This is a genomic window from Micromonospora sp. DT227, from assembly GCF_049841835.1.
In the GTDB taxonomy this organism is placed as follows: domain Bacteria; phylum Actinomycetota; class Actinomycetes; order Mycobacteriales; family Micromonosporaceae; genus Micromonospora.
This window is the reverse complement of sequence record NZ_JBNCLA010000004.1, coordinates 85345-110156: the sequence shown is the minus strand read 5'-3', so window position 1 is coordinate 110156 and position 24812 is coordinate 85345. Positions and strand designations below refer to the sequence as shown.

Below are 24812 nucleotides of genomic sequence, written 5' to 3'. Positions count from 1 at the left end.
GACGGTCAGTGGTGTCGCGGATTGGGTGCGGCCCACTCCCGGAGCACCGGGTCGGTGAGGTGGTTGAAGCGTTGTATCCGGGTCGGCTGCTCGCTCTTGAAGGCGACCACCTGCTCTCCGGGGGACAACTGCAACAGCTCGCCCACGTTGACGCCGAGCCGTCGGGACAACTCGGCGGCGGCGCCGAAGTTCGCCGGGCTGAACACCTGGAGTACGCCGGAGTTGTTGATCATCGTTTCGCCGACGCCCCGGTAGATGCTGGTGAGCTGCGCCAGGTCCTGCCAGAACGTCCAGGTGCGCAGCCCGTAGCCGCGCAACAGGGTGATCGCGTCCTGGAGCAGGGAGAACCGGCCCAGTTGCGCCGCCTCGTCGATGAGGAACAGCAGGCGTGACTGGTTGATCGTCCGGCTGTTCATGACGTAGTAGAGCAGGCAGCCGATCCAGGCCCGGAGCAGGCGCTGGTGGGTACGGAGCTTGTGCGGCGGTACGACCACGTAGATCGAGATCCGGCGGTCCGGGTCCACCAGGTGGGCGAGCGGAAAGCTCGTACGGTCGGTGGCCTCCACCGTCCGCCGGGAACTGAACGGCGCGAGCTGCTGGGCCGCCGTGACCACGATGCTGGGGAAGGTCTTCTGCTGGTCGACCCCGAGCAGCATCTGGAACTCCTGCCGGGTGCCGGCCGGCATCCGGCCGTCCCGGTCGTTGTCCAACGCCTCGGCCAGATACATCACCAGGTCGCTCTGGAAGAGCCGGCTGCGCAGCTTCTGGAGGGTCAGCGAGGAGGCGCCCGACGGTTCGGCCGTTGCCTCCGCGGTGATCAGGTGGGTGGTCAGGCCGGCGATCAGGAGCTGGGCCATCTCGTCCCAGAACGGCTCGACCGTCGACTTCTCGCCCCCCATCAGCAGGTCGGACAGGAGCCGCCCGAAGTCCTCCGGCTCCTCGGCGTCCTCGTTGTCCCGAACCAGTTCGGCGAACACGTCGAAGGGGTTCAGGGCGCCGCGGTCGGCTCGGGTGCCGTTGCTGGCCCCGAACGGGTCGAGCAGCACGATCTCGTGCCCCAGCGCGTCGCGCCGGTGGGCGTGGGTGACGTCGTAGTTCTCCCCCTTCGGGTCGAGCACCACCACCGAGCCCTCGTAGCTGAGCAGGTTCGGGATGATCACGTCGCGGCCCTTGCCGGCGCCGGTGGGCGCGATGGTCATGAGATGGCTGTCGTCGTCCGAGGCGACCACCGGGCCCAGCGCGTCGTCCGCGATGATGTGTTCCTCACGCAGGCCGAGCCGGATCCGGGCGTCGGTGACGCTCGCTCGACGCGGCGCGAACTGGCTCCTCGACTTCGACTCCGGATCGAGGTGGCGGGCCAGGAAGCGTCCGATGATCAGCTTGGACACCGGGATCCCCTCACGCTCGACGACGGGTGATGTGGGCGGGCGTGAAACCGGTCATCGTGCCGCTGCCGGACCCGGCTGAGATGCGGAGGTTGAGGGGCTTGTCGTGTTCGTTGCCGAGCACGTCGAAGTAGCGGATCCGGAGCACCAGCGAGCCCAGCTCGGGGATGTGCGGCGGGTCGCTGAACCGCAGCCGCTGTTCGATGTCCGTCATGGGTTGCACCGCGTCCGCCTTCGGCTCGCCCAACGGCACGAACTCCAGCGCCGACTGGTCCAGCGTGATCTGGTCGATCCGCAGGCCGAGCAGCGGGCCGGCGCCGACGTTGCGCAGCCGGACGGAGAGCACCACCAGCTCCTGCCCGCGCCAGGTGAGCCGGGAGTCCTGAATCATGGCGACCGGCACCACCGACGCCTCGAGCTGTTCGCCGGCGATCCGCGCCTCCCGGGCCGTGGCGCGGTTGTTCTGCCAGGAGAGGATCAGGGCGATGACACTCAGGGTGAGCGTGACGGCCAACCCGACGACCTGGAGCGTGTTGAGCGATTCCTGACTCATGGCATCGTGCCGACGGCGCAGGAGAAGTTCCACTCCCGGAAGAAATCCGCCATGAAACCCTTCACCACCCGGTCGCGGAAGAAGTCGCGGTACGGCACCTCGTAGTTCTCGAGCAAAAAATCCGGACGGGGCGCGATGCGGGCACCCGGCTCCGCGTTGTCCGAGCCGATCGTCTCGGCGATGGAGTGGAAGTCCAGCCAGATGCCCCGGTAACCCTGATTGGCCGGCGCCTGGATGTCGTAGACCTCCCGCAGGTGCACGCCGGGGGCGGCCTCCCGGAAATTGGAGATCTTGATGTCGAGTCGACCGGTGCGCAGTGAGCTGGCCGCGTCCTGACCGGTCGGCACCGGCCGGAACCGGCCGTCCTCGTCGGGCCGACGGGACAGCAGCGGTCCGATCAGTTCATGGCTGCTGACCGGTTTCTGCCGGTGCACCGGAATGAAGTCGTAGACGATCATCGAGAAGCGGTAGGCGGCGCGCAGGGGTTGCAGATCGAAGTCCGAGTGCAGCACCTCGGACAGGTCGATCGCGATTCGGGAGACGAGCCCCCGGAGGTACGGCATCAGGAGCCGGTACCAGTTGTGGAACAACCGCAGCGACGAGCCCGAACGGCTCAGGGTGATCCGCAGGTCCCGCCGGATGTCGATGCGGAAACCGAACGAGGGCTCCTTGTAGACCACGCCGACGTCGCCGTCGCTCCAGTCCAGCCGCAGCGTGTCCACCTCGTGCAGCTCGCTGGCCTCCAGCACCTCCGCCACCGCCCGGTAGAGTCGCGCGCCCAGTTCGCGCCGCAACGCGTCCAGTCCCTGGAGGTCCCGCGCCGCAGGCAGTTCGACGATGAGGGAGAAACCATTCAGGGCGTCCACACCGTGCGGCCCCAGCATGTCGATTCCGGCGGAGAATTCGTCGAACGTCTCGAGCACGTTTCCTCCGCTCATCGCTTTCGGGGATTCGCAGGCTAGCCGGAATGCCGATCAGCTCCTAAGGACCGGACAAGGCAGGAGAGACTGACCCGTCGTTGGGCCCGGATGGCTGTTCGGTTGAACGTGTGCCGCAGGTCGACCCAAAGACGCAGGTCGACGCGAATACGCGAGCCGACCGCCATCCGACGCGGGGCGGGACGCCGGTCGGGCGCGGCAGCCCGGGGCGTACCCGAATGATTGTCGGATCTCCGTCATCCGCCCGGCGCGGCGGCCACTCCGGCCCGGATGCCGCCTCCGGCCGGCGGGTGTGCGACGCCCGGGGTGCGACCTCGGTAGGATTGCCGACGGTTCGGCAGGGCCGTCACCGCCCCAGCCCGTCACGCGGAGCCGTCGGGGGTGCTGCGGCTCGCGGCGCCCGGGCGGTGGGGTGCCGGCGCGAGCAGTCGACGCAGGCGTGGGTCAACAGACGGAGGTATCAGATGTCCGGCCACTCAAAGTGGGCGACCACCAAGCACAAGAAGGCCGTGATCGACGCCAAGCGCGGCAAGATGTTCGCCAAGCTGATCAAGAACGTCGAGGTGGCGGCCCGCACCGGCGGCGGCGACCCGGCCGGCAACCCGACGCTCTTCGACGCCATCCAGAAGGCCAAGAAGAACTCCGTCCCGAACGACAACATCGACCGCGCGGTCAAGCGGGGCTCCGGCCTGGAGGCCGGCGGCGCCGACTGGCAGACGATCATGTACGAGGGGTACGGCCCGAACGGCGTGGCGATGCTGATCGAGTGCCTGACCGACAACCGCAACCGCGCCGCCACCGAGGTCCGCACCGCGCTGACCCGCAACGGCGGCTCGCTGGCCGACGCCGGCTCGGTGTCCTACATGTTCTCCCGCAAGGGCGTGGTGATCGTGCCGAAGACCGGCACCTCCGAGGACGACGTGATGATGGCGGTCCTCGACGCCGGCGCCGAGGAGGTCAACGACCTCGACGAGGCGTTCGAGGTGATCTCCGAGCCGGGTGACCTGATCGCGGTCCGGACCGCGTTGCAGGACGCCGGCATCGAGTACGAGTCGGCCGAGTCCTCCCTGATCCCCAGCGTGAACGTGCCGCTGGACGAGGAGGGCGCCCGCAAGATCTTCAAGCTGATCGACGTGCTGGAGGACTGCGACGACGTGCAGAACGTCTACGCCAACTTCGACGTCTCCGACGAGGTCATGGCCGCGGTCGGCTGACCCCCTTCCTGATCGACACCGGCTCGGGGGGGTGGGGGGGGGGGCCACCCCCCCCGCCCCCGCCCGCGTACCCCGGGGCCGCGGGGGGCGGCCCCCCTCCCCTCGCCCCCCGGGCGGGGGGTTGGGGGGGTACCCCCCCCCGGGTACCCCGCCACTACGCCGTACCGGTGCGTCGCCGCGTCGGTGGGTGCGCTGGTGGGTGTGCCGCCGACAGCCGGCGCAGGCCCGCCGGCCGGACGAAGACGGTCCGGCGGGCGACAGCGTCGCCGGCGGCGTCCAGCTCGTAACCCTCCAGCCAGGCCCACCCGTCGTACGTGGTCCAGTCCAGCGTCCTGATCACCCGGAACATGATCGGCCGGACGAACTGGACCGAGGCTGCCCGGCTGATCTCCAGCAGCTCCCCGGCGCGCGGCGTCACCCGCGCTTCCGGTCCCGCCACGCCCGGAGCGTCTCCCCGGCCCGGGCGAGCCGTTCGCAGCCGCCGTCCGGCCGGCACCGGGAACACGCGTCCCGATGGTGCAGGTCGACGACGTAGCCGGCCAGGATGACGGCGAACGGCGGCTCGGGCAGCCGCTGCTCCGCCCCCGTCACGACGCGCTCCGCGAGCGCCCGGTGTCGTTGTCGGACCGCCCGTCCCGGGGCCGGTCCGTCGGCCGGTCGTCGGTCGACGCCTCCGGACCGTGCGTGCCGTAGGCGCCGCCCCGGTGCGCGTACGCCGGGCGCTGCACCACGTCGACGGGCTCGTCCTGCCGCTGGAACCACTTCCGCCGCCCCACGTGCCACCCCCTGTCTCGTTGCTGCTCCGGAGCGTCACGATCGGGGACTTTCGGTGCCTGCTGCAACACTCTGCGTGAGATGGTCACCGTAAGACGCGACTGACGGTTGTTGATGCAGAAGGCGTCTCACGCCAGGCCGGGGGAGGCGTCAGGATGAGACAGCGAGGACGGGCCGATGAACGAAGCGGGATCGACGGTGCCGAGGCGGGAGCTGGGCCGTCTGCTGCGGCAGACCCGGGAGGAGGCGGGCATCGGGCTCGAGGCTGCCGCCGCCGAGCTTGAGTGGTCGCGCGCCAAGATGTACCGCATCGAGGCCGGGCAGACTCCCATGCGGGCCCTGGACGTGGACCAGATGTGCCGGCTCTACCAGGCCCCTCCGGACATGACGGAGGTTCTCGTCAGCCTCGCCCGGGAGTCCAAGAGCAAGGGGTGGTACCACGCCTACGGGGATGTGATTCCCCGCTGGTTCGAGCTGTACGTCGGCCTGGAGTCGGCGGCCAGCCGACTACGCACCTACGAGCACGCGCTGGTGCCGGGACTGCTGCAAACGCCGGAGTACGCGGCTCAGGTGGCCAGAACGCGGCCGAACGTCTCCGACGACGAGGCGGCGAAAGTGGTGGAGCTGCGCATCGAGCGTCAACGACTGCTCACCCGGAAGCGGCCCGCAGCGCCCGTGCTGGACGCGATCGTCGAGGAGGCGCTCCTCCACAAGAACGTGCCGGGAATGCGGGCGCAGATCGACAAACTCGTGCAGGCCAGCGACGCGCCAAACGTGTCCGTCCGCGTGCTCCCGCTCGGTGGCGCGATCACTCATATAGTGGTTTCCGGCGGTTTTGTCATCCTCGATTTCCCGACGAAGGGCGCGAGGTCGGCCGAGCCGACGACGGTCTACAACGAAGGTCTCTCGGGTGCGCTCTACCTCGACCGGACCGACGAGGTGAGGACGTACGCGGAAGTCTGGAAGGCGCTCGCCGCTCAGGCGTTGAGCGTGGCGGAATCCCGGAAGCTGATGCGGGAGATCAAGGAGAGACACCGTGATTGATCTGACGGAAGCGACCTGGCGCACGAGCACCAGGAGCAGTGCCCAGGGCAATTGTGTGGAGGTCGCCGACAACCTCCCCGGTGTGGTCGCCGTTCGGGACAGCAAGGATCGGCAGGGCCCGGTCCTGGCCTTCACGCCGATGGCATGGTCCGCGTTCCTCGCCCTCACAGAAGGGCAGGAATTCCTCTGAATGCCACACGCGCGATCGAGGAGCATGCTGGCCGGCCCACGGCCCGCCGTCGGCTCTCGTCCTTGCGACGACGCGGGACGCTCCGCCCCGACCGCCTCGACAACCAGGAGCTTTCCATGCCACCGATGACGGAAGCGGCACTGACATGGACCTGACCAACGCCCGGTGGCGTACGTCGACGAAGTCCGGGACGAACGGCGGGAACTGTGTCGAGGTCGCTGACAACCTTCCTGGTGTGGTCGCCGTTCGGGACAGCAAGGATCGGCAGGGCCCGGTCCTGGCCTTCACGCCACGCTCCTGGCAGGCGTTCGTCTGCCACGCGAAGTCGGTCGCCTGACCCGCTGGCGTCACGCCCGCCGAAACCGGGCTGACCGGGGCGCCGGCAGCCCGTAGCCTGCCGGGGTGCTCGTACCCGATCTGCCGTTGCGCACCGCGCGCCTGGTGCTGCGTGCCTTCACCGCCGACGACCTCGCCGTGGTCCGGGACTACCGGGGCCGTCCGGAGGTCACCCGGTTCCTCTACCACCAGCCGTACGACGACGCCGCCGCCCGGGCGGCGATCGACCGGCTGGTCCGGCGCACCGCGTTGCGCGCGCCGGGCGACGTGCTCAACCTGGCCGTGACGCTTGCGGACACCGGCGTGTTCGTCGGTGACGTGCTGCTGACCTGGACCAGCGCGGAGCACCGGCAGGGCGAGATCGGTTACGTGGCCCATCCCGACCACACCGGCCACGGCTACGTGACGGAGGCGGCCCGGGAGTTGTTGCGGCTGGGCTTCGAGGGCTTGGGCCTGCACCGGATCGTCGGCCGGTTGGACGCCCGCAACACCGCCTCGGCCCGGGTGCTGGAACGATTGGGCATGCGTCGCGAGGCGCACCTGCGGGAGAACGAGTTCGTCAAGGGCGAGTGGACCGACGAGGCGGTCTACGCCCTGCTGGCGCGGGAGTGGCGGGCGGCGGGCTGACGGCCGGCGTACCGGACGGCCCGGCGCGCCCTCGACGGGCGGCGCCGGGCCGGCGGAGGTCTCAGCGGGTGGCGCGCCGCGCCTTGACCATGCTGTCGATCACGTCCCAGATTGCGATGACCACGGTGACCACGACGGTGACGCGGGCCACGTCGTCGGCCCCGCCGTCGCGCAGCCAGGTGAACCGTTCGATCAGCTCCGGGTTGAGCAGCCGGTCGGTGAGCAGCAGCCAGACCACCGGACCCGCGAACGCCAGGTTGAGCAGCGCGTTGACCGCCACCAGCGGCCAGGTCCAGCGGCCGGCCCGGTACTTCGCGACCTCCAGGCCGACGGTGGCCAGCAGCACCACGATCAGGGCGGGGAGCCAGAAGCTCCACAGTGCCGGGTCGAGCACCGGCAGCCGGGAGCCGTCGCCGCTGGCCCACCGCTGGAAGTGCTGCCCGACCAGGACCGCGACGGTGCCGAGCAGGAAGACGACCGAGGCCACGCTGTCCGGCTGGCTGATCTGCCGGTCGCGGGTGTCCTCCGGGAGCTGGTCGACGGTCCACTCGGGCAGGCCGAGCGGCGCCCGGGTGCGCTCCAGGACGGCGAAGCTCAGCGTCACCCAGAACGCGACCTGCACCGCGGTCTGGAGCGCGACCGAGATCGCCGCGCCGATGGCCCGGCCCGGCTCGTCGCCGACGGTGGCCGTGACGAGACCGGTGATCACGCCGACCGCCGCCGGGATCCAGGTGAGCAGGGTGCGCAGCACCCGCCACCAGAGCAGGTAGTAGCGCGGGCCGATGAGCTGGAGCGTGCGGTCGCTGTAGCGGGCGGCGAGCTGCTCGGGGCGGCCCATCTCGGTGAGCACCTCGCGCTCGGCGGCGGCGTGGTCCTGCCCGCCGGCGGTCCGGTCGTCGATCATGTCGGCGATGGAGGCGCGCAGCTCCTCGGCGAGCTCGGCGCGGCGCGGCGCGGGCACGGTCCGCAGCGTGGCCGCCAGGTAACGGTCGGTCAGGGAACTCATCGCCCTACTCCTTCGATCAACTGGGTGACGGACGTCCGCACCGCGGTCAGGTCGTCGAGCAGGCGGCCCAGCACCGTCTCGCCGTCGTCGCTGGTGCGGTAGAACTTGCGCGGCCGGCTCTCCTCGGTGTTCCACTCGCTGGTGAGCAGGCCCTGTTCCTCGAGCCGGCGCAGCAGTGGGTAGAGCGTGTTGGCGTCGACCGCGAAGCCGTGCGCGGCCAATCGTTGCAGCAGGGCGTAGCCGTAGTCGGGGCGGCGCAGGGCGACCAGGCTGGCCACCACGACCGTGCCGCGTCGCAGCTCCTGGAGATGGGTCCGGAGGACCTCGTCGCTGACCATGCGTCACACGATACTGTGTGGCACACACTATGGCAACCGGATACAGCATCGTGTGGCGTACGTGCCGGGCGTGCGTCCCGGGTCGTCGGAGAGACGGCCACCACCGCCGCCCGCGTGGCCAATGGAGCCGCCGAGATCACCTCGGTAGGGTGGGTCGGTCGACTCCGACGCAGCTTGATCCACAACCCGGGGGGCGCCACGCATGGGCGATTCGTTCGCGCATCTGCACGTACACACCGAGTACTCGATGCTCGACGGTGCGGCCCGCCTCAAGGACCTGTTCGCCGAGGCGGCGCGGCTCGGCATGCCGGCCGTGGCGATCACCGACCACGGCAACATGCACGGCGCGAACGACTTCTACAAGCAGGCCATGGCCGCCGGCGTCAAGCCCATCCTCGGCGTCGAGGCGTACGTGGCGCCGGAGTCGCGCTTCCACAAGGCGCGGGTCAAGTGGGGGCGGCCCGAGCAGAAGAGCGACGACGTCTCCGGCAACGGCGCCATCACCCACATGACCATGTGGGCGGCGAACCGCACCGGCCTGCACAACATGTTCCGACTCAACTCCCGCGCCTCGATGGAGGGCCACTACGTCAAGTGGCCCCGGATGGACATGGAGCTGATCGCCGAGCACGCCGAGGGCATCATGGCCACCACCGGCTGCCCCTCCGGCGCGGTGCAGACCCGGCTGCGGCTCGGCCAGTTCGACGAGGCGCTCAAGGTCGCCGCCGCGTACCAGGACATCTTCGGCAAGGAGAACTACTTCCTGGAGATCATGGACCACGGCCTCGACATCGAGCGCCGGGTCCGCGACGGGCTCACCGAGATCGCCCACAAGCTCGACATCCCGCCGGTGGTCACCAACGACTCGCACTACACGCACGAGGCGCAGGCCGAGGCGCACGACGTGCTGCTCTGCGTGCAGACCGGCAGCAACGTCGCCGACCCCAACCGGTTCCGCTTCGAGGGCGGCGGCTACTTCGTCAAGTCCGCCGACCAGATGCGCGCGGTCGACTCGTCCGAACTGTGGCAGCAGGGCTGCCGCAACACGCTGCTGGTGGCCGAGAAGGTCGACCCGACCGGCATGTTCACGTTCCACAACCTGATGCCGCGGTTCCCGATCCCGGACGGCGAGACCGAGGAGTCCTGGTTCCGCAAGGAGACGTTCGCCGGGCTCAAGCGCCGCTTCCCGAACGGCATCCCGGAGGGCCACGTCGTCCAGGCGGAGTACGAGCTGGGCGTCATCATCCAGATGGGCTTTCCGTCCTACTTCCTCGTGGTCGCCGACTTCATCCAGTGGGCGAAGAGCCAGGGCATCGCGGTCGGCCCCGGCCGTGGCTCGGCGGCCGGCTCGCTCGTCGCGTACGCGCTGGGCATCACCGACCTGGACCCGATCCCGCACGGCCTGATCTTCGAGCGGTTCCTCAACCCCGAGCGCGTCTCGATGCCGGATGTCGACATCGACTTCGACGAGCGTCGGCGCGGCGAGGTGATCAAGTACGTCACCGACAAGTGGGGCGAGGACAAGGTCGCGCAGATCGCCACGTTCGGCACGATCAAGGCGAAGGCCGCGATCAAGGACTCGGCCCGGGTCCTCGGCTTCCCGTACGCGGTCGGCGACCGGATCACCAAGGCCATGCCCCCGGCGGTGATGGGCAAGGACATCCCGCTCTCCGGCATCTTCGACCCGAAGCACCCGCGCTACGCCGAGGCGGGTGAGATCCGCGGCCTCTACGAGACCGACCCGGACGTCAAGAAGGTCATCGAGACCGCGAAGGGCATCGAGGGCCTGATCCGGCAGACCGGTGTGCACGCGGCCGGCGTCATCATGTCCGCCGAGCCGATCATCGAGCACATCCCGCTGATGCGGCGCGACGCCGACGGCGTCATCATCACGCAGTTCGACTACCCGACCTGCGAGTCGCTCGGGCTGCTGAAGATGGACTTCCTCGGCCTGCGCAACCTGACCATCATCGACGACGCGGTGAAGAACATCCAGCTCAACCACGGCAAGGAGCTGGACCTGCTCGGCCTGCCGCTGGACGACAAGCCGGCGTACGAGCTGCTCGCGCGCGGCGACACGCTGGGCGTGTTCCAGCTCGACGGCGGGCCGATGCGCTCGCTGCTGCGGATGATGAAGCCGGACAACTTCGAGGACATCTCCGCCGTGCTGGCGCTCTACCGGCCCGGCCCGATGGGCGTCGACTCGCACACCAACTACGCGCTGCGCAAGAACGGCCTCCAGGAGATCACCCCGATCCACCCGGCGCTGGAGGAGCCGCTGCGCGAGATCCTCGCCCCCACCTACGGCCTGATCGTCTACCAGGAGCAGGTGCAGCGCGCCGCGCAGATCCTCGCCGGCTACACGCTCGGCCAGGCCGACCTGCTGCGCCGCGCGATGGGCAAGAAGAAGAAGGAGATCCTGGACAAGGAGTTCGTCCCGTTCCGGGACGGCTGCCGCGCGAACGGCTATCCCGACGACGCCATCCAGGCGGTGTGGGACGTGCTGGTCCCGTTCGCCGGCTACGCGTTCAACAAGGCCCACTCCGCCGCGTACGGCCTGGTGTCGTACTGGACCGCCTACCTGAAGGCGCACTACCCGGCGGAGTACATGGCGGCGCTGCTCACCTCCGTCGGCGACGACAAGGACAAGATGGCGCTCTACCTGTCCGAGTGCCGCCGGATGCGGATCCAGGTCCTGCCGCCGGACGTGAACACCTCCGCCGGCCCGTTCACCCCGGTCGGCAAGGAGATCCGCTTCGGCCTCGGCGCGGTCCGCAACGTCGGCGCGAACGTGGTCGCCTCGATCATGCGCTGCCGCGAGGAGAAGGGCGAGTACGCCGACTTCTACGACTTCCTGTCCAAGGTCGACGCGGTGGCCTGCAACAAGAAGACCATTGAATCGCTGATCAAGGCCGGCGCGTTCGACTCGCTGAAGCACCCGCGCAAGGCCCTGCTCGCCGTGCACGCCGACGCCATCGACGCGTACGCCGACGTCAAGCGCAAGGAGGCGGTCGGCCAGTACGACCTGTTCGGCGCCGGGTTCGGCGACGCGGACGCCGGCAGCACCACCGTCATGCCGGTCATCGCGGACAGCGAGTGGGACAAGCGCGACAAGCTGGCGTTCGAGCGCGAGATGCTCGGCCTGTACGTCTCCGACCACCCGCTGTTCGGCCTGGAACACGTGCTCGGCGCGGCGGCCGACACCACCATCGCCGCGCTGTCCGAGGAGGGCACCGTGCCCGACGGCGCGGTGGTCACCCTCGCCGGCATCCTCTCCGGCGTGCAGCGCCGGGTCACCAAGCAGGGCCGGGCCTGGGCCTCGGCCACGCTCGAAGACCTCGCCGGCGGCGTCGAGACGCTGTTCTTCCCCAACACCTACGAGGTGATCGGGCAGTACATCGCCGAGGACGCGATCGTGGTGGTCAAGGGCCGGGTGGACCGCCGCGACGACACCCCCCGGATCATGGCGATGGACATGTCCATGCCGGACGTCACCAGCAACCCGGCGAACAAGCCGGTCACGCTGACCATCCCGGTGCACCGCTGCACGCCGCCGCTCGTCGAGCGACTCAAGGAGACGCTGGTGCTGCACCCCGGCGACACCGAGGTGCACGTCAAGCTGCTCAACGGCGGCAAGGTCACCACGCTGCGTCTCGGGCCGTTCCGGGTCGCCGCGACCACCGCGCTGATGGGTGACCTGAAGAGCGTCCTGGGCCCGGCCAACGTGAGCTGACCGTGCGGGGCGGGCGGTGATCGGGCAGCATCGACGGGATGCCGCCCGATCATCTGCTGCACGTCCGTGACCTCGTGCCCGACGCGCTGGCCTGCCTGCGCGAATGCCGGTCCGCGCCGGCCGACCGCTGGCCGCGGCACTGGCGGTCCGGCTACCTGGACCGGCACCCGGACGTGTTCCGGGTGCTCGACCGTGACGGCGACTGGTCCGAACCGGCGTCCGCGACCGCCGCCGTGGCCGGGCTCCGCGACCGGGTCGCCGACCTGGCCGACCGTGCCGAGGCGGTACGCGGACTGCTGCCCGCCGGTGTCGCGGACGCGGCCGGCGCGCTGGGCTGGTCCGGTGCGGGTGGACCGGTCGAGTGCGTGGTGCTGGTCGGGCTGCACCAGGCCAACGGCTGGGCCGACGACCTGGGCGGTCGCTACGCGCTCTTCCTCGCCGTGGAACTGCTCGGCCCGGGGGAGGACGTCGGGCTGCTGGTGCGGCACGAGGCCGCGCACGTGGTGCACGACCGGCGGGCCGGGATCCGCGGCTGGCCCGAGCACGGGGTGGCGAACCAACTCTTCGCCGAGGGGCTGGCCACCCAGGTCACCGCCGAACTCGACCCGGGCCGGCCGCCGGAGGCGTACCTCTGGTTCGGTCGTCCCGGCCACCGGGCCTGGCTGGACGAGTGTCGCCACCGCTGGCCGGAGATCCTGGGCCGGGTCCGGGCCGACCTGGACGCCACCGACCCGGACCACCACGCCGCCTACTTCCTCAAACGGGACTCGCCGCTGCGCGGCGACCTGCCCGCGCGCTGCGGCTACCTGGTCGGCCTGGCGGCGGTGCGGCGACTGCGGGCGCGGCACGGCCTGCCCGAACTGGCCGCCTGGCCGCTGGACCGGGTCCGGGCGGAGCTGGCGACCACGCTCGCGGACCTGCCCGCCCCTCGTGCGGTTCGCTGAGACCTGCCTCACAGTATGGGCATGGACACCACCACCTCCGCCCCCGAGGACGTCCGGCCCGCCCGCCGGGACCGGACCCGGTACCTCTACCTGGCGGTCATCGCCGCCGTCGTCGCCGGCATCGTGGTCGGCCTGCTCGCACCGGACGTCGGCAAGGCGCTGAAACCGCTCGGCACCGGATTCGTGAACCTGATCAAGATGATGATCAGCCCGGTCATCTTCTGCACCATCGTGCTCGGGGTCGGTTCGGTCCGGCAGGCGGCCAAGGTGGGCAAGGTCGGCGGTCTCGCGCTCGGCTACTTCCTGGTCATGTCCACCGTGGCGCTGGCGATCGGCCTGGTGGTCGGCAACATCATCCACCCCGGCGCCGGCCTGGACCTGGGGCCGGACGTGGCCGACGCGGGCCGGTCCGCGGCCGGCGAGGAGGGCGGCGGCACCGTCGACTTCCTGCTCGGCATCATCCCGACCACGCTGGTCTCCGCGCTGACCGAGGGCGAGGTGCTCCAGACCCTGCTGGTGGCGCTGCTGGTCGGCTTCGCGGTGCAGGGCATGGGCCGTCGGGGCGAGCCGGTGCTGCGGGCGATCGGCGTGCTCCAGCGCCTGGTCTTCAAGGTGCTGGCGATGATCATGTGGCTGGCGCCGATCGGCGCGTTCGGCGCGATGGCGGCGGTGGTCGGCGCCACCGGCGTGGACGCGCTGAAGAGCCTGGCGCAGATCATGCTCGGCTTCTACGCCACCTGCCTGATCTTCGTGATCGTGGTGCTCGGCCTGCTGCTGCGCCTGATCGCCCGGATCTCGATCTTCTCGCTGCTGCGCTACCTGGGCCGCGAGTTCCTGCTGATCCTGTCCACCTCGTCGTCGGAGTCGGCGCTGCCCCGGCTGATCGCGAAGATGGAGCACGTCGGCGTCAGCCGGCCGGTGGTCGGCATCACGGTCCCCACCGGGTACTCGTTCAACCTCGACGGCACCGCGATCTACCTGACCATGGCCGCGCTCTTCGTGGCCGACGCGCTGGGCAAGCCGCTCGCGGTCGGGGAGCAGATCTCGCTGCTGGTGTTCATGGTGATCGCGTCCAAGGGCGCGGCCGGCGTGACCGGCGCCGGGCTGGCCACGCTGGCCGGTGGCCTCCAGTCGCACCGACCGGACCTGGTCGACGGCGTCGGCCTGATCGTCGGCATCGACCGGTTCATGTCCGAGGCTCGGGCACTCACCAACTTCGCCGGCAACGCCGTGGCGACCGTGCTGGTCGGCACCTGGACCGGGGAGTTCGACCGGGACCAGGCCCGCGCCGTGCTCTCCGGCGACCGCCCGTTCGACGAGACCAGCATGCTCGACGAGGACGACGACGACCGCCCCGCCGACACCGGAACCCCACCCGCCCCCACCCGCCCCCTCGCCCCCTCCACCACCCCCTAACCCCCCGCCCTCGCCCCCCGGCCCCACCCCGCCCCCTCGCGCGATCTTGCACTTTCTGCCCCGGTGAAACGGACGAAGCGCCCACCGAAGGGGCCGAAACCGCAAGATCGGCGAGGGGAGTGGGGGAGGGGAGGGAGGGACGGGGGAGGGACGGGGGTGGGGTGGGCCACGGGGGTGGGATTGGCGGTTTTGGGTGGGGGTGGGGGTGGTTAGCGTCGGTGACATGGAGCTGGAGCAGGCACGGAAGTTGTGGCAACCGGAGCCGGGCTGGTTGAACACCGCCACCTACGGGCTGCCGCCCGATCCGGTGTGGACGGCGATGCAGCAGGTGCTCGCCGACTGGCGTACCGGACGGGTGTCGTTCGAGGTGTGGGACGAGTCGGTCGGGCGCTCCCGTGCCGCGTTCGCCCGGCTGGTCGGCGTGGACGCGGCCGACGTGAGCATCGGCGCGGCGGTCTCCCAGCTGGCGGCGCCGATCGCGGCGGCGCTGCCGCCGGGCGCCACGGTGGTGGTGCCCGAGGTCGAGTTCACCTCGATCCTGTTCCCCTGGTTGGTGCAGGAGGAGCGCGGCGTGCGGGTGCGCACCGTCCCGCTCGACGGCCTGGTCGACGCCATCGACGCCGGAACCGACCTGGTGGCGTTCAGCCTGGTGCAGTCCGCCGACGGCACGGTCGCCCCGTACGACGAGATCGTCGCGGCGGCCCGGGCACACGACGCGCTCGTGGTGGTCGACGCCACCCAGGCCTGCGGGTGGCTGCCGTTCGCGGCGGACCGGGCGGACGCGGTGCTGGTGGGGGCGTACAAGTGGTTGATGGCGCCGCGTGGTGCGGCCTTCGCCTACCTGGCGCCGGCGCTGCGCGAGCGGATGCGTGCCGACGCCGCCGGTTGGTACGCCGGCCGCGACCCGAGCGCCTCGTTCTACGGCCTGCCGCTGCGGCTGGCCGACGACGCCCGCCGGTTCGACATCTCCCCGTCCTGGCTCTGCTACGCCGGCGCGGCCCCGGTGCTGGAGCTGCTCACCGAACTCGACCCGGTGGCGGTGCGCGACCACGACGTGGCGCTGGCCAACCGGTTCCTGGCCGGGCTGGGGCGACCGCCCGGCGACAGCGCGATCGTCACCGTCGAGGTGCCGGACGCGCAGGAGAAGCTGGCCCGGGCCGGGGTGCGGGCGGCGGTGCGGGCCGGCCGGGTGCGCGCCTCGTTCCACCTCTACACCACCGAGGCGGACGTCGACCTGGCACTGGAGGCGCTGGCCGGTTGAGCCCCGGCTCAGGCCAGGTGGCCACCGATCCTCGTGTAGCCGCGCAGCAGGTCCCGCGCGATGATCAGCCGTTGCATCTCGTCGGTGCCCTCGAAGATGCGGTACAGGCGCACCTGCCGGTACCAGCGCTCGATCGGCAGCTCCCGGGTGTAGCCCATGCCGCCGTGGATCTGGAGCACCCGGTCCACCACCCGGTTGACCATGCCGGCGCCGTAGAGCTTGCCCATCGAGGCGGCGTGCCGGGGGTCCAGCCCCTGGTCGACGGTCCAGGCCGAGCGCAGGATCAGCCAGCGGGCGGCCTCCAGCTCGGTCTCCGAGTCGGCGATCATCCACTGGATGGCCTGGTTGGTGGCGATCGGCGCGCCGAACGTCTCCCGGGTGTTGGCATGGTCGATCGCCATCTGGAGGGCCCGCTCGGCGATGCCGATCGCGTGCGAGGGGATGGTGTAGCGGCCCTTGCCGATCCACTCCATGCCGAGCGTGAAGCCCTGCCCGATCTCGCCGAGGATGTTGCGGTGCGGCACCCGTACGCCGTCGAAGACCAGCGCGGCGGGGCCGCCCTCGCCCATCGTCGGGATGAACTCCGACCGCCAGCCCATCGCGCGGTCGACCAGGAACGCGGTGGCGCCGCCGCGCCGGGCGCCCTTCTCCGGGTCGGTGACCGCCACCACGATGGCGAAGTCGGCGTCGTTGCCGTTGGTGATGAACGTCTTCTCGCCGTCGAGGATCCAGTCGTCGCCGTCGCGGCGGGCGCGCAGCTTGATGTTCGCCGCGTCCGAGCCGGCCCCGGGCTCGGTGATGGCGAAGCAGGAGATCCGGTCCCCGGCGATGGTGGGGAGCAGGAACTCGCGCTTCTGCGCCTCGGTGGCGTGGAACAGGATGTTGTCGGCCTCGCCGCCGAAGCGGAACGGCACGAAGCTGCGCCCCAGCTCGGTCCAGATCAACGACTGCGTGACCGCCGGCAGCGCCATCCCGCCGTACTCCTCCGGGGTGGCCAGTCCCCAGAAGCCGAACGTCTTCGCCTTGAGCTGGAGTTCGCGCAGCTCGGTGCGGTCCAGGCCGGGGCGGTGGGCGCGTTCGCGACGCAGCAGCTCCGCCTCCAGCGGCATCACCTCGCGGGTGACGAACGCGCGGACGGTGTCGCGGATCGCGCGTTCCTCGTCGGACAGGGCGAAGTCCACGGTGCCTCCTCGGGTCGGCGTCGGCTCCAAACTAGTCGGGGGTAGCGTCGAGGACCCACCGTCGATCTCCGCCCCGAAGGACGCCATGGATCCCGTCGCCACGCCGCCCGTCCCGCGCCCGCTGCCGGCGGTCCGGCGATGAGGGCGCTCGTGGTTCGCGGCCGGGGCGCGACCCCGGCCGTCGAGGAGGTGCGCCTGCCCGCCCCGGGCCCGGGTGAGCTGCGGGTCCGGATCCGCGCGGCCGGCCTGTGCCACTCCGATCTGGCCATGGTGCAGGGCACGTTGACGCCCGGGTACCCGCTGGTGCTGGGGCACGAGGCGACCGGCGTGGTGGCCGAGGTCGGGCCGGGCACCGCGTTGCCCGTGGGCACGCCGGTGGTGCTCAACTGGGCGCCCGCCTGCCGCGACTGCTGGCACTGCCGGCACGGCGAGCCCTGGCTGTGTGTCGCGAACAGCGCCGCCTCGGTGCCGCGCGGCGAGACCGCCGACGGGGAGCCGGTGCAGGTCACGCTCGGGCTCGGCGCGCTCGCCGAGGAGGTGGTGGTGCCGGAACGGGCGGCCGTGCCGGTGCCGGCCGGGCTGCCGCCGGCGCAGGCGGCGCTGCTGGGCTGCGCGGTGCTCACCGGCACCGGCGCGGTCCGCAACACCGCCCGGGTCGCCGCCGGCGAGTCGGTCGCGGTGATCGGGTTGGGCGGCGTCGGGCTGGCCGTGCTCACCGCCGCGCGCCGGGCCGGCGCGGCGCCGATCCTCGCCGTCGACGTGGTGGCGGCGAAACGGGAGCTGGCCCTGGCCGCCGGCGCGACCGACTTCCTGCCCGCCGACGACGCGCTGAGCCGGGAGATCCGGGCCCGCACCGACGGGCGCGGGGTGGATCACGCGTTCGAGTGCGTCGGCCGGGCCGCCACCATCCGCGCCGCCTGGCGGGCGACCCGGCGCGGGGGCGCGGTCACCGTGGTCGGCATGGGCGGCCGGGACGACCTGCTCAGCCTCTCCGCGATGGAGATCTTCCACTCGGCGCGGACGCTGCGCTCCTCGGTCTACGGCTCGACCGACCCGGACCGCGAGGTGCCGGAGCTGGCCGCCGCGCTCGCCGCCGGTGACCTCGACCTGGCGCCGCTGGTCAGCGGCACGGTGTCGCTGGCCGAGGCGCCCGCCGCGCTGGACCGGCTGGCCCGGGGCGAGGGCGCCCGCTGGGTGGTCACGTTCCCGGACTGAGCCCGCCGTCGACCAGGACCGCGACGCCGTCGAGCAGCCGTCGCAGACCGAAGTCGAAGACCGTCTCCAGGTCCAGGTCGACGCCGCCGGCGGTCAGCGCGTCCATGGTGGCCAGTCGGCCGCCGGCCATCAGCCGGTGGAACGTGTCCTGCTGCCGTCCACCCACTCCTCGTCGGTGAGCCCGGTGTCCTGCACCGCCTGCGCGCCGGCCGCCAGGTTGACCGCGACGCCCTTCACGTACGCCATCAGCGTGATCGCCACATGCCAGCGCGCGTGGCGGTCCAGGCCCAGGCCGGCGATGGCCCGCAGCGCCCGGCCGGTGAGCCCCCTACCCGGTCACCGGGCCGGGTCCGCTACCCGGTCGCGGGAGCCGGCCCGGTCACGGTGCCGGGCCACATGTCGACGGCTGCCGATGGGTCGACGGTGCCCGGCGCCTGTGGCGGTCCGCCCCGTGCCGGGCGGGGGGAATGTGTGGCGCATCGACATGGCTCGACCCGTTCGACGCCCCGTAGGTTTCCTGCACGCGACGGCCCTGTGACCCCGGTCACCGACCCGGCCGTGGCGGACGGACCTGCGGAGGGTGAGGCGATGGCCGGGCAAGCGATCCTGTCGGCCCGTGGGCTGACCCGGGACTTCCGGGGTTTCCGGGCCGTCGATCGCGTCGACCTGGACGTGGCGTCGGGCACCGTGCACGCCCTGGTGGGCCCGAACGGCGCCGGCAAGACCACGCTGTTCAACCTGCTCACCGGCTTCCTGCCGCCCAGCGGTGGCCGCATCGAGCTGGACGGCAGGGACGTCACCGGGCTGCCCCCGGAGCGGGTGGCCCGGCTCGGTGTGGCCCGGTCGTTCCAGATCACCAGCCTCTTCCCGCAGCTCGGCGCGCGCGAGCACGTCGAGTTGGCGCTCCAGTCGTCCAGCGGGCTGGGCTGGCGGTTCTGGCGGTCCGCGAAGCTGATGCGCCGCTACCGGGACCGGGCCGACGAGCTGCTGGCCATGGTCGGTCTCGCCGACCTCGCCGAGGCCCCGGCCGAGGCGCTCGCGTACGGGCGCAAGCGGGCCCTGGAGCTGGCCCTCGCGCTCGCCCTGGACCCGAAGGTGCTGCTGCTCGACGAGCCGACCGCCGGGATGGGCCTGGAGGACGTCGACCGCACCGTCGAGCTGATCGCCACCGTCCGCACCGGACGGACCGTGGTCATGGTCGAGCACAACATGAGCGTGGTGGGCCGGCTCGCCGACACGGTCACCGTCCTCCAGGCCGGCACCGTGCTGGTCGAGGGGCCGTACGAGCAGGTCCGCGCCGACGAGCGGGTCATCACCGCCTACCTGGGAGCCAGCGATGCTGCGCATTGAGAACCTGTCCGCCTGGTACGGCGAGGCCCAGGTGCTGCGCGAGGTGAGCCTGGAGGTGGCCGCCGGCGAGGTGGTCACGCTGGTCGGGCGCAACGGCGCCGGCAAGTCCACGCTGCTGCGGTCCGTGATGGGGCTGCACCCCGGCCAGCGCGGCGCGGTGCACCTCGACGGGCGGGACATCTCCCGGCTGCCGGCGTACAAGCGGGCGCGGGCCGGGCTCGGCTGGGTCCCCGACGACCGCGGCGCGTACGCCACGCTCACGGTCACCGAGAACCTGACGCTGCCGCCCCGGGTCGGCCCGGACCCGTGGCCGCTGGCGCGGGTGTACGAGGCGTTCCCCGCGCTGCACGCCCGGCGCGACTCGGCCGCGACCATGCTCTCCGGCGGCGAGCAGCAGATGCTCGCGCTGGCCCGGGTGCTGCGCATGGGCGCCCGGCTGCTGCTCTGCGACGAGCCCACCGAGGGGCTGTCGCCGCTGCTCGTGCAGCAGGTCGGCGACCTGCTGCGGGAGGCCAAGCGGCACGGCGTGACCGTGCTGCTGGTGGAACAGAACCTGCACTTCGCCACCGGCGTCGCCGACCGGCACTACCTGCTGGCCGAGGGCCGGATCGCGGAGGCGATGGAGAACACGGAGGTGCGCTCGCGGGAACGCGAGCTGCTGGCGTACCTCGGGATCTGACAGTCGACGGCCGAACCCGCGCGGACCGCGCGGCGATGAAGGGATGACCATGCGTAGGAGCGTGGGTGTGGCCGCCGCCTCGGCGGCGGCGCTGCTGGTGGCCGGCTGCGGCGGCGGTGGCCCGCAGTCCGGCGGCGACTCGAAGCTGACCGGCGACAAGATCGTGTTGGGCGTGCTCAACGACCAGTCGGGGGCCTACTCGGAGCTGTCCGGGCGCAACTCGGTCAAGGCCGTGGAGATGGCCATCGCCGACTTCAAGGCCAAGCACGGCGACGACGCGGTCACGAAGAACATCAGCGTGGAGACCGCCGACCACCAGAACAAGCCGGACGTGGCCAACAGCAAGGCCCAGGAGATGGTCGACCGCAAGGGCGTCGACGCGATCCTCGACGTGCCGACCTCGTCGGCCGCGCTGAAGGTCGCCGACGTGGCCAAGGAGAAGAAGAAGCTCTACTTCAACATCGGCGCGGCGACCACGGACCTGACCGGCAAGAGCTGCAACAAGTACACGTTCCACTACGCGTACGACACCTACATGCTGGCGCACGGCACCGGCACGGTGACCACCGAGCAGGTCGGCAAGAACTGGTACATCCTCTACCCGAACTACGCGTTCGGGCAGGACATGGAGAAGAGCTTCACGGCCGCCATCACCGCGGCCGGCGGGCAGGTCGTCGGCTCCGACGGCGCGCCGTTCCCGAACACCAGCGGCGACTACTCGTCGTTCCTGCTCAAGGCGCCGACGCTGAACCCGAAGCCGCAGGTGCTCGGCACCATGCAGGCCGGCGCGGAACTGGTCAACGTGGTCAAGCAGTACAACGAGTTCAAGCTGCGGGAGAAGGGCGTCGGGCTGGCCGTCGGCCTGATGTTCATCACCGACATCCACTCGCTCACCCCGGCCGCGCTGGCCGGCACCACCTACACCGACGCCTGGTACTGGAACTTCGACAAGCAGAACCGGGAGTGGGCGGACCGGTTCCAGAAAGAGACCGGCACCCGGCCGTCGTTCGCGCACGCGGCCAACTACTCCGCCGCCATGCAGTACCTGGAGGCGGTGCAGGCCGCCGGCACCGACGACGCCGACGCCGTGGTCAAGGAGCTGGAGGGCAAGGAGATCAACGACCTGTTCCTGCGCAACGGCAAGATCCGCGCGGAGGACCACCGGGTCGTCCACGACGCCTACCTGGCGCAGGTGAAGCCGCAGGCCGAGGTCAAGGAACCGTGGGACTACGTGAAGATCCTGAAGACCATCCCGGCGGCCGAGGCGTTCCGCGCCCCGTCGGCCGACTGCAAGCTCTGACATGTCCGGCTTCCTGCAGAACACGTTCAACGGGCTGGTGGGCGGGGCGTTCTACGCCCTGCTCGCCCTCGGGCTCGCGGTCATCTTCGGCATGCTCCGGGTGGTGAACTTCGCCCACGGCGCGTTCTACATGCTCGGCGCGTTCGGGGCGTACGTGCTGCTGGCCGAGGCGGGCGTACCGTTCTGGGCCGCGTTGGTGATCATGCCGCTGGCGCTGGGCCTGCTCGGCATGGCGCTGGAACGGGCGGTGATCCACCGGCTCACCCGGCTCGACCCGCTCTACAACTTCCTGCTCACCTTCGGCCTGACGCTGATCCTGCAGGACCTGGTCAAGTCCCGGTACGGCGTGCAGTCCAGCCCGTACGCCACGCCCGCCGAGCTGAGCGGGACCGTCGACTTCGGGCTGTTCGACTTCCCGACGTACCGGGTGTTCATCCTCGGCTTCACCGTGCTGCTCTGCGTGGCGGTCTGGTGGGTGCTCGGGCGGACCCGGATCGGCATGGTGGTCCGGGCCGCCACCGAGCGGCCGGAGCTGACCCGGGCGTTCGGCATCGACGTGGGGAGGTGGGTCACCCCGGTCTTCGGCTTCGGCATCGCGCTCGCCGGGCTGGCCGGGGTGCTCGCCGCCCCGATGCGGGCGGTCAACCCGCTGATGGGCGCCGACCTGATCATCGTGGTCTTCGCGGTGGTGGTGATCGGCGGGCTCGGCTCGATCTTCGGCTCGGTCGCCGCCGGCTTCGGCATCGGCCTGATACAGGCGTGGGGCGAGGCGTACCTGTCCGACTACCCGCTCGTGTCGCAGACCGTCGTGTTCGTGGTGATGGCCGCCGTGCTGCTGTGGCGCCCGGCCGGCCTGTTCGGCCGTGAGGAGGCACCCGCGTGAGCAGTACGGTGGACACCCCCACCGAGGAATCGGCCCGTCCGGCTGCCCGGTCCGGGCTGCTCGCCGTCGCGCGGGCGCCCGGCTGGGTCCGGTACGCGCTGCTGGCCGCCGGCCTGCTGGTGGCGCTCTGGCTGCCCAACGGGCTCTACCCGGCGGTCGCGGTGGACATCCTGTGCTGGGCGCTGTTCGCCGTCTCGGTGGACCTGCTGCTCGGCTTCACCGGGCTGATGTCGTTCGGGCACGCCGCGTTCTGGGGCACCTCGGCGTACGTCACCGGGCTGGTCGCGATCCACGCCGGCCTGCCGTTCCCGGCCGCGGTGCTGGCCGGGGCGCTGGCCGCGGCGCTGCTCGCGCTGCCGATCGGCTACCTGGCGGTGAAGCGCACCGGGATCTACTTCGCGATGGTCACGCTGGCGTTCGCGCAGATGGTCTACTACGTGGCCAACGAGTGGCGCTCGGTGACCCAGGGCGAGAACGGCCTCCAGGGCGTGCCGCGCGCGTTCTTCGGCGCCGACTTCACCGACGACTACTACTTCTACTACGCGATCCTGCCGATCGTGCTGCTCGGGCTGCTCGCGGCGTGGCGGATCGTGCACTCGCCGTTCGGCCGGGTGCTGGTCGGCATCCGGGACAACCCGGCGCGGGCCCGCGCGCTGGGCTACCCGGTGCACCGTTACAAGCTGACCGCGTTCGTGCTCTCCGGGTTCCTCGCCGGGCTCGGCGGCGGGCTGTTCGCCGTCGGTCACCGGTTCGTCTCGCTGGACGTGCTGCACTGGACCACGTCCGGCAAGGCGGTCATCGTGGTGGTGCTCGGCGGCATCGGCACGCTGTGGGGCGGCGTGCTCGGCGCGGCGCTGGTGGTCCGGCTGGAGGACTGGCTGTCGTTCTCCGGGTTCGAGGCCATCGGGCTGGTCACCGGCGGCATCTTCGTGCTGGTCGTGCTGCTGTTCCGGCGGGGCGTCTGGGGCACTGTCGCGCACCTGGCCCGGCGTCGGGGAGCCGCCCGGCGCGAATGAACCTCCCGGTGGCGCATCCGGATCGGGCCGCCCGGACGAACCCCCAGGTAGAAGAGCTACCCGGGGGTACGTCCGTTGCTGACCGAGAACATGCCGGCCGGGGCCGCCGAGTCGGCCCGTAAACGGCTCATCACCGCCGCCGAGGACCTGGACGACAACCAGGTCGCCGGGCTGGTGCTCGACCTCGCCGCCGAGGTCGGGGTCACGTCCTTCTGGGAGCAGGTCTGCCTGCCGCTGCTGGGCGCGCTGCGCGGGCACAGCGCCGCCGAGATCGCGGTCGAGCACGCCCTGTCCGAGGGCGTCCGGGTCGGGCTGGACGTGTTCCGCCGGGAACCGACCCGACCGCTGCCGGTCGAGGGGGTGCTGCTCGCCGGCGCCGAGCACGAGACGCACTGCCTGGGGCTGCACGCCCTGGCGGCGGCGCTGCGCGAGCACGGTCGGGGCTGCCTGCATCTGGGCTCGGCCCTGCCCTGGTCCGCGCTGGCCAGCGCGGTGGCCCGGGTCCGGCCCCGGGTGGTGGTGGTCTGGTCGCAGACCCCGGTGACCGGTCGGGCGTACCGCCTGGTCCGGCTCCGGCGGGACGTCCCGGACGTCCGTCTGCTCGCCGCCGGGCCGGGTTGGATCGAGCCGTTCCCGCCCGGCCCTGCCGCCCCGCGCCGCCTCACCACCCTCGCCGAGGCCACCGCCGCCTGCCTGGAAGGCGGGGCCCCCGCTCAACGCCTCCGGTAGAGATGGGCGCCCCGCTTGGTGGGCGCCTGCTTGGCGGGGAGCGCCGTCGGCGGGCGGGCCGTTGGCGGGTGCGCCGTCGGCGGGCGTTCAGCCGGCGCGGAAGCCGTGCAGCAGGGCGGCCACCGCCGACTCCGGATCGAACGCCTCCTCGGGGGCGGCGAGCTGGTTGCCGAGGAGCCCGTCGACGAGCGCGAGCAGGCTCCGGAAGTGGGTCGCCGGATCGGTGGAGCCGAGCGCCGCGACCAGCGGTACCCCCCACTCGGCCAGCCGTGCCCGCCCGGCCTCGATGGCGGGCCGTAGTTCGGGCCGCACGGCCGCCTCCACGAACAGCGCGTACCGGGCCAGCGTGACCACCCGCTCCTCCTCGGTGAACCGGCGGATCAGCCGGCCGAGCACGCGGGTGAAGCCGGCGACGTCCCCGGGTGGCAGATCGACGGCGAGCCGCTGCCAGGCCAGCGTCTCCACCTCGACCAGCCGGGCGAGGACGCCGTCGACGAGCGCCTCCCGGGTGCGGAACCGGTTGGACGCGGAGCCCTCGGGCAGGCCCGCCTCGGCGTCCACCGCCCGGTGGGTGAGCTGCCGCGGACCCCGGGTGCCGAGCACCCGGATGGCGGCGTCGAGCAGGAGCTGCCGGCGATCGGTCACCGGATCAGACTACAGGTGTAGTGAAAGCGACTACATCTGTAGTACGGTGGCCGGC

At 71.5% G+C, this 24812-nt stretch carries 27 protein-coding genes; 16 read left to right on the top strand and 11 right to left on the bottom strand.

Features of this window, described 5'->3' with window-relative positions; genetic code table 11:
- Positions 1-5: 5 nt before the first annotated feature.
- From ACLQ2W_RS15650 to ACLQ2W_RS15640, 3 genes are read right to left on the bottom strand one after another with little or no spacing between them, the layout of a single operon-like run.
- Complete coding sequence (locus ACLQ2W_RS15650; RefSeq protein WP_425787063.1) at positions 6-1388, bottom strand: type IV secretory system conjugative DNA transfer family protein; 1383 nt, start codon at positions 1386-1388, stop codon at positions 6-8.
- A 10-nt stretch (positions 1389-1398) separates the two neighbouring features.
- On the bottom strand, positions 1399-1938 hold the full coding sequence (locus tag ACLQ2W_RS15645) for a hypothetical protein (protein WP_425787062.1): 540 nt from the start codon (positions 1936-1938) through the stop codon (positions 1399-1401).
- On the bottom strand, positions 1935-2861 hold the full coding sequence (locus ACLQ2W_RS15640) for a hypothetical protein (protein ID WP_396770993.1): 927 nt from the start codon (positions 2859-2861) through the stop codon (positions 1935-1937). The genes ACLQ2W_RS15645 and ACLQ2W_RS15640 overlap by 4 nt, the downstream gene beginning before the upstream one ends.
- Positions 2862-3340: 479 nt before the next feature.
- On the opposite strand from ACLQ2W_RS15640, the gene ACLQ2W_RS15635 reads away from it, so the two are divergent.
- Positions 3341-4090: a YebC/PmpR family DNA-binding transcriptional regulator gene (locus ACLQ2W_RS15635; protein WP_425787061.1), complete on the top strand. Its 750-nt coding sequence runs from the start codon at positions 3341-3343 to the stop codon at positions 4088-4090.
- A gap of 154 nt (positions 4091-4244) precedes the next feature.
- On the opposite strand, the gene ACLQ2W_RS15630 is transcribed toward ACLQ2W_RS15635, so the two are convergent.
- Genes ACLQ2W_RS15630 through ACLQ2W_RS15620 form a run of 3 tightly spaced genes read right to left on the bottom strand, consistent with a single transcriptional unit; the run spans position 4245 to position 4866 of the window.
- A complete protein-coding gene (locus tag ACLQ2W_RS15630; RefSeq protein WP_425787423.1) occupies positions 4245-4508 on the bottom strand; it encodes a hypothetical protein in 264 nt (87 codons plus the stop codon).
- Positions 4505-4681, bottom strand: a complete 177-nt coding sequence (locus ACLQ2W_RS15625; RefSeq protein WP_425787060.1) for a hypothetical protein — start codon at positions 4679-4681, stop codon at positions 4505-4507. Before ACLQ2W_RS15625 ends, ACLQ2W_RS15630 begins: the two co-directional genes overlap by 4 nt.
- Complete coding sequence (locus ACLQ2W_RS15620) at positions 4678-4866, bottom strand: hypothetical protein (RefSeq protein WP_425787059.1); 189 nt, start codon at positions 4864-4866, stop codon at positions 4678-4680. The genes ACLQ2W_RS15625 and ACLQ2W_RS15620 overlap by 4 nt, the downstream gene beginning before the upstream one ends.
- Positions 4867-5041: 175 nt before the next feature.
- On the opposite strand from ACLQ2W_RS15620, the gene ACLQ2W_RS15615 reads away from it, so the two are divergent.
- The 4 genes from ACLQ2W_RS15615 to ACLQ2W_RS15600 all read left to right on the top strand — a co-directional run bounded on the left by ACLQ2W_RS15615 (position 5042) and on the right by ACLQ2W_RS15600 (position 7061).
- A complete protein-coding gene (locus tag ACLQ2W_RS15615) occupies positions 5042-5908 on the top strand; it encodes a helix-turn-helix domain-containing protein (protein WP_425787058.1) in 867 nt (288 codons plus the stop codon).
- Positions 5904-6098 carry a DUF397 domain-containing protein gene (locus ACLQ2W_RS15610; protein WP_425787422.1) on the top strand — a complete coding sequence of 65 codons (195 nt, stop codon included), beginning with the start codon at positions 5904-5906 and terminating at the stop codon, positions 6096-6098. The genes ACLQ2W_RS15615 and ACLQ2W_RS15610 overlap by 5 nt, the downstream gene beginning before the upstream one ends.
- Positions 6099-6243: 145 nt before the next feature.
- A complete protein-coding gene (locus tag ACLQ2W_RS15605; protein ID WP_343442211.1) occupies positions 6244-6435 on the top strand; it encodes a DUF397 domain-containing protein in 192 nt (63 codons plus the stop codon).
- Between the two features lie 65 nt (positions 6436-6500).
- Positions 6501-7061 (top strand): GNAT family N-acetyltransferase, encoded by a 561-nt coding sequence (locus ACLQ2W_RS15600; protein ID WP_425787057.1) that lies wholly within the window; start codon positions 6501-6503, stop codon positions 7059-7061.
- 61 nt (positions 7062-7122) lie between these two features.
- Here ACLQ2W_RS15600 and ACLQ2W_RS15595 read toward each other — a convergent pair whose 3' ends face one another.
- Both ACLQ2W_RS15595 and ACLQ2W_RS15590 read right to left on the bottom strand, forming a co-directional pair.
- Complete coding sequence (locus ACLQ2W_RS15595) at positions 7123-8067, bottom strand: permease prefix domain 1-containing protein (protein WP_425787056.1); 945 nt, start codon at positions 8065-8067, stop codon at positions 7123-7125.
- A complete protein-coding gene (locus tag ACLQ2W_RS15590) occupies positions 8064-8405 on the bottom strand; it encodes a PadR family transcriptional regulator (protein WP_107161211.1) in 342 nt (113 codons plus the stop codon). Before ACLQ2W_RS15590 ends, ACLQ2W_RS15595 begins: the two co-directional genes overlap by 4 nt.
- A 202-nt stretch (positions 8406-8607) precedes the next feature.
- Here ACLQ2W_RS15590 and dnaE point away from each other — a divergent pair, with 202 nt between their 5' ends.
- The 4 genes from dnaE (at position 8608) to ACLQ2W_RS15570 (ending at position 15759) form a co-directional block, all read left to right on the top strand.
- A complete protein-coding gene (gene dnaE, locus ACLQ2W_RS15585) occupies positions 8608-12138 on the top strand; it encodes a DNA polymerase III subunit alpha (protein WP_425787055.1) in 3531 nt (1176 codons plus the stop codon).
- Positions 12139-12176: 38 nt separating this feature from the next.
- The gene (locus ACLQ2W_RS15580) at positions 12177-13082 is read left to right on the top strand and encodes a hypothetical protein (RefSeq protein ID WP_425787054.1); all 906 of its coding nucleotides are present in this window, start codon (positions 12177-12179) and stop codon (positions 13080-13082) included.
- A 21-nt stretch (positions 13083-13103) separates the two neighbouring features.
- Positions 13104-14498 (top strand): cation:dicarboxylate symporter family transporter, encoded by a 1395-nt coding sequence (locus tag ACLQ2W_RS15575; protein ID WP_425787053.1) that lies wholly within the window; start codon positions 13104-13106, stop codon positions 14496-14498.
- A gap of 223 nt (positions 14499-14721) precedes the next feature.
- Positions 14722-15759, top strand: coding sequence for an aminotransferase class V-fold PLP-dependent enzyme (locus ACLQ2W_RS15570; RefSeq protein WP_425787052.1), 1038 nt, complete (start codon positions 14722-14724; stop codon positions 15757-15759).
- An 8-nt stretch (positions 15760-15767) separates the two neighbouring features.
- Here the strand turns inward: ACLQ2W_RS15570 and ACLQ2W_RS15565 are convergent, their stop codons facing one another.
- Positions 15768-16940: an acyl-CoA dehydrogenase family protein gene (locus ACLQ2W_RS15565; protein ID WP_425787050.1), complete on the bottom strand. Its 1173-nt coding sequence runs from the start codon at positions 16938-16940 to the stop codon at positions 15768-15770.
- A 138-nt stretch (positions 16941-17078) separates the two neighbouring features.
- Between ACLQ2W_RS15565 and ACLQ2W_RS15560 the strand changes: the two genes are divergently transcribed.
- Positions 17079-18155: an alcohol dehydrogenase catalytic domain-containing protein gene (locus ACLQ2W_RS15560; RefSeq protein ID WP_405093564.1), complete on the top strand. Its 1077-nt coding sequence runs from the start codon at positions 17079-17081 to the stop codon at positions 18153-18155.
- Here ACLQ2W_RS15560 and ACLQ2W_RS15555 read toward each other — a convergent pair.
- Positions 18139-18321: a hypothetical protein gene (locus ACLQ2W_RS15555; protein WP_425787048.1), complete on the bottom strand. Its 183-nt coding sequence runs from the start codon at positions 18319-18321 to the stop codon at positions 18139-18141. The two genes, ACLQ2W_RS15560 and ACLQ2W_RS15555, sit on opposite strands and share 17 nt — an antisense overlap.
- Positions 18322-18743: 422 nt before the next feature.
- On the opposite strand from ACLQ2W_RS15555, the gene ACLQ2W_RS15550 reads away from it, so the two are divergent.
- The 6 genes from ACLQ2W_RS15550 to ACLQ2W_RS15525 all read left to right on the top strand — a co-directional run bounded on the left by ACLQ2W_RS15550 (position 18744) and on the right by ACLQ2W_RS15525 (position 24112).
- Complete coding sequence (locus ACLQ2W_RS15550; RefSeq protein ID WP_425787046.1) at positions 18744-19505, top strand: ABC transporter ATP-binding protein; 762 nt, start codon at positions 18744-18746, stop codon at positions 19503-19505.
- On the top strand, positions 19492-20184 hold the full coding sequence (locus ACLQ2W_RS15545; protein ID WP_425787044.1) for an ABC transporter ATP-binding protein: 693 nt from the start codon (positions 19492-19494) through the stop codon (positions 20182-20184). The genes ACLQ2W_RS15550 and ACLQ2W_RS15545 overlap by 14 nt, the downstream gene beginning before the upstream one ends.
- 43 nt (positions 20185-20227) lie before the next feature.
- Positions 20228-21484, top strand: a complete 1257-nt coding sequence (locus ACLQ2W_RS15540; RefSeq protein WP_425787042.1) for an ABC transporter substrate-binding protein — start codon at positions 20228-20230, stop codon at positions 21482-21484.
- A 1-nt stretch (position 21485) separates the two neighbouring features.
- Positions 21486-22367, top strand: a complete 882-nt coding sequence (locus tag ACLQ2W_RS15535; protein ID WP_281939640.1) for a branched-chain amino acid ABC transporter permease — start codon at positions 21486-21488, stop codon at positions 22365-22367.
- Positions 22364-23383, top strand: a complete 1020-nt coding sequence (locus ACLQ2W_RS15530; RefSeq protein ID WP_425787040.1) for a branched-chain amino acid ABC transporter permease — start codon at positions 22364-22366, stop codon at positions 23381-23383. The genes ACLQ2W_RS15535 and ACLQ2W_RS15530 overlap by 4 nt, the downstream gene beginning before the upstream one ends.
- Positions 23384-23458: 75 nt before the next feature.
- Positions 23459-24112 carry a transcriptional regulator gene (locus tag ACLQ2W_RS15525; protein WP_425787039.1) on the top strand — a complete coding sequence of 218 codons (654 nt, stop codon included), beginning with the start codon at positions 23459-23461 and terminating at the stop codon, positions 24110-24112.
- An 87-nt stretch (positions 24113-24199) separates the two neighbouring features.
- Here ACLQ2W_RS15525 and ACLQ2W_RS15520 read toward each other — a convergent pair whose 3' ends face one another.
- Positions 24200-24757: a TetR/AcrR family transcriptional regulator gene (locus ACLQ2W_RS15520; RefSeq protein ID WP_425787038.1), complete on the bottom strand. Its 558-nt coding sequence runs from the start codon at positions 24755-24757 to the stop codon at positions 24200-24202.
- Between the last annotated feature and the right edge of the window lie 55 nt (positions 24758-24812).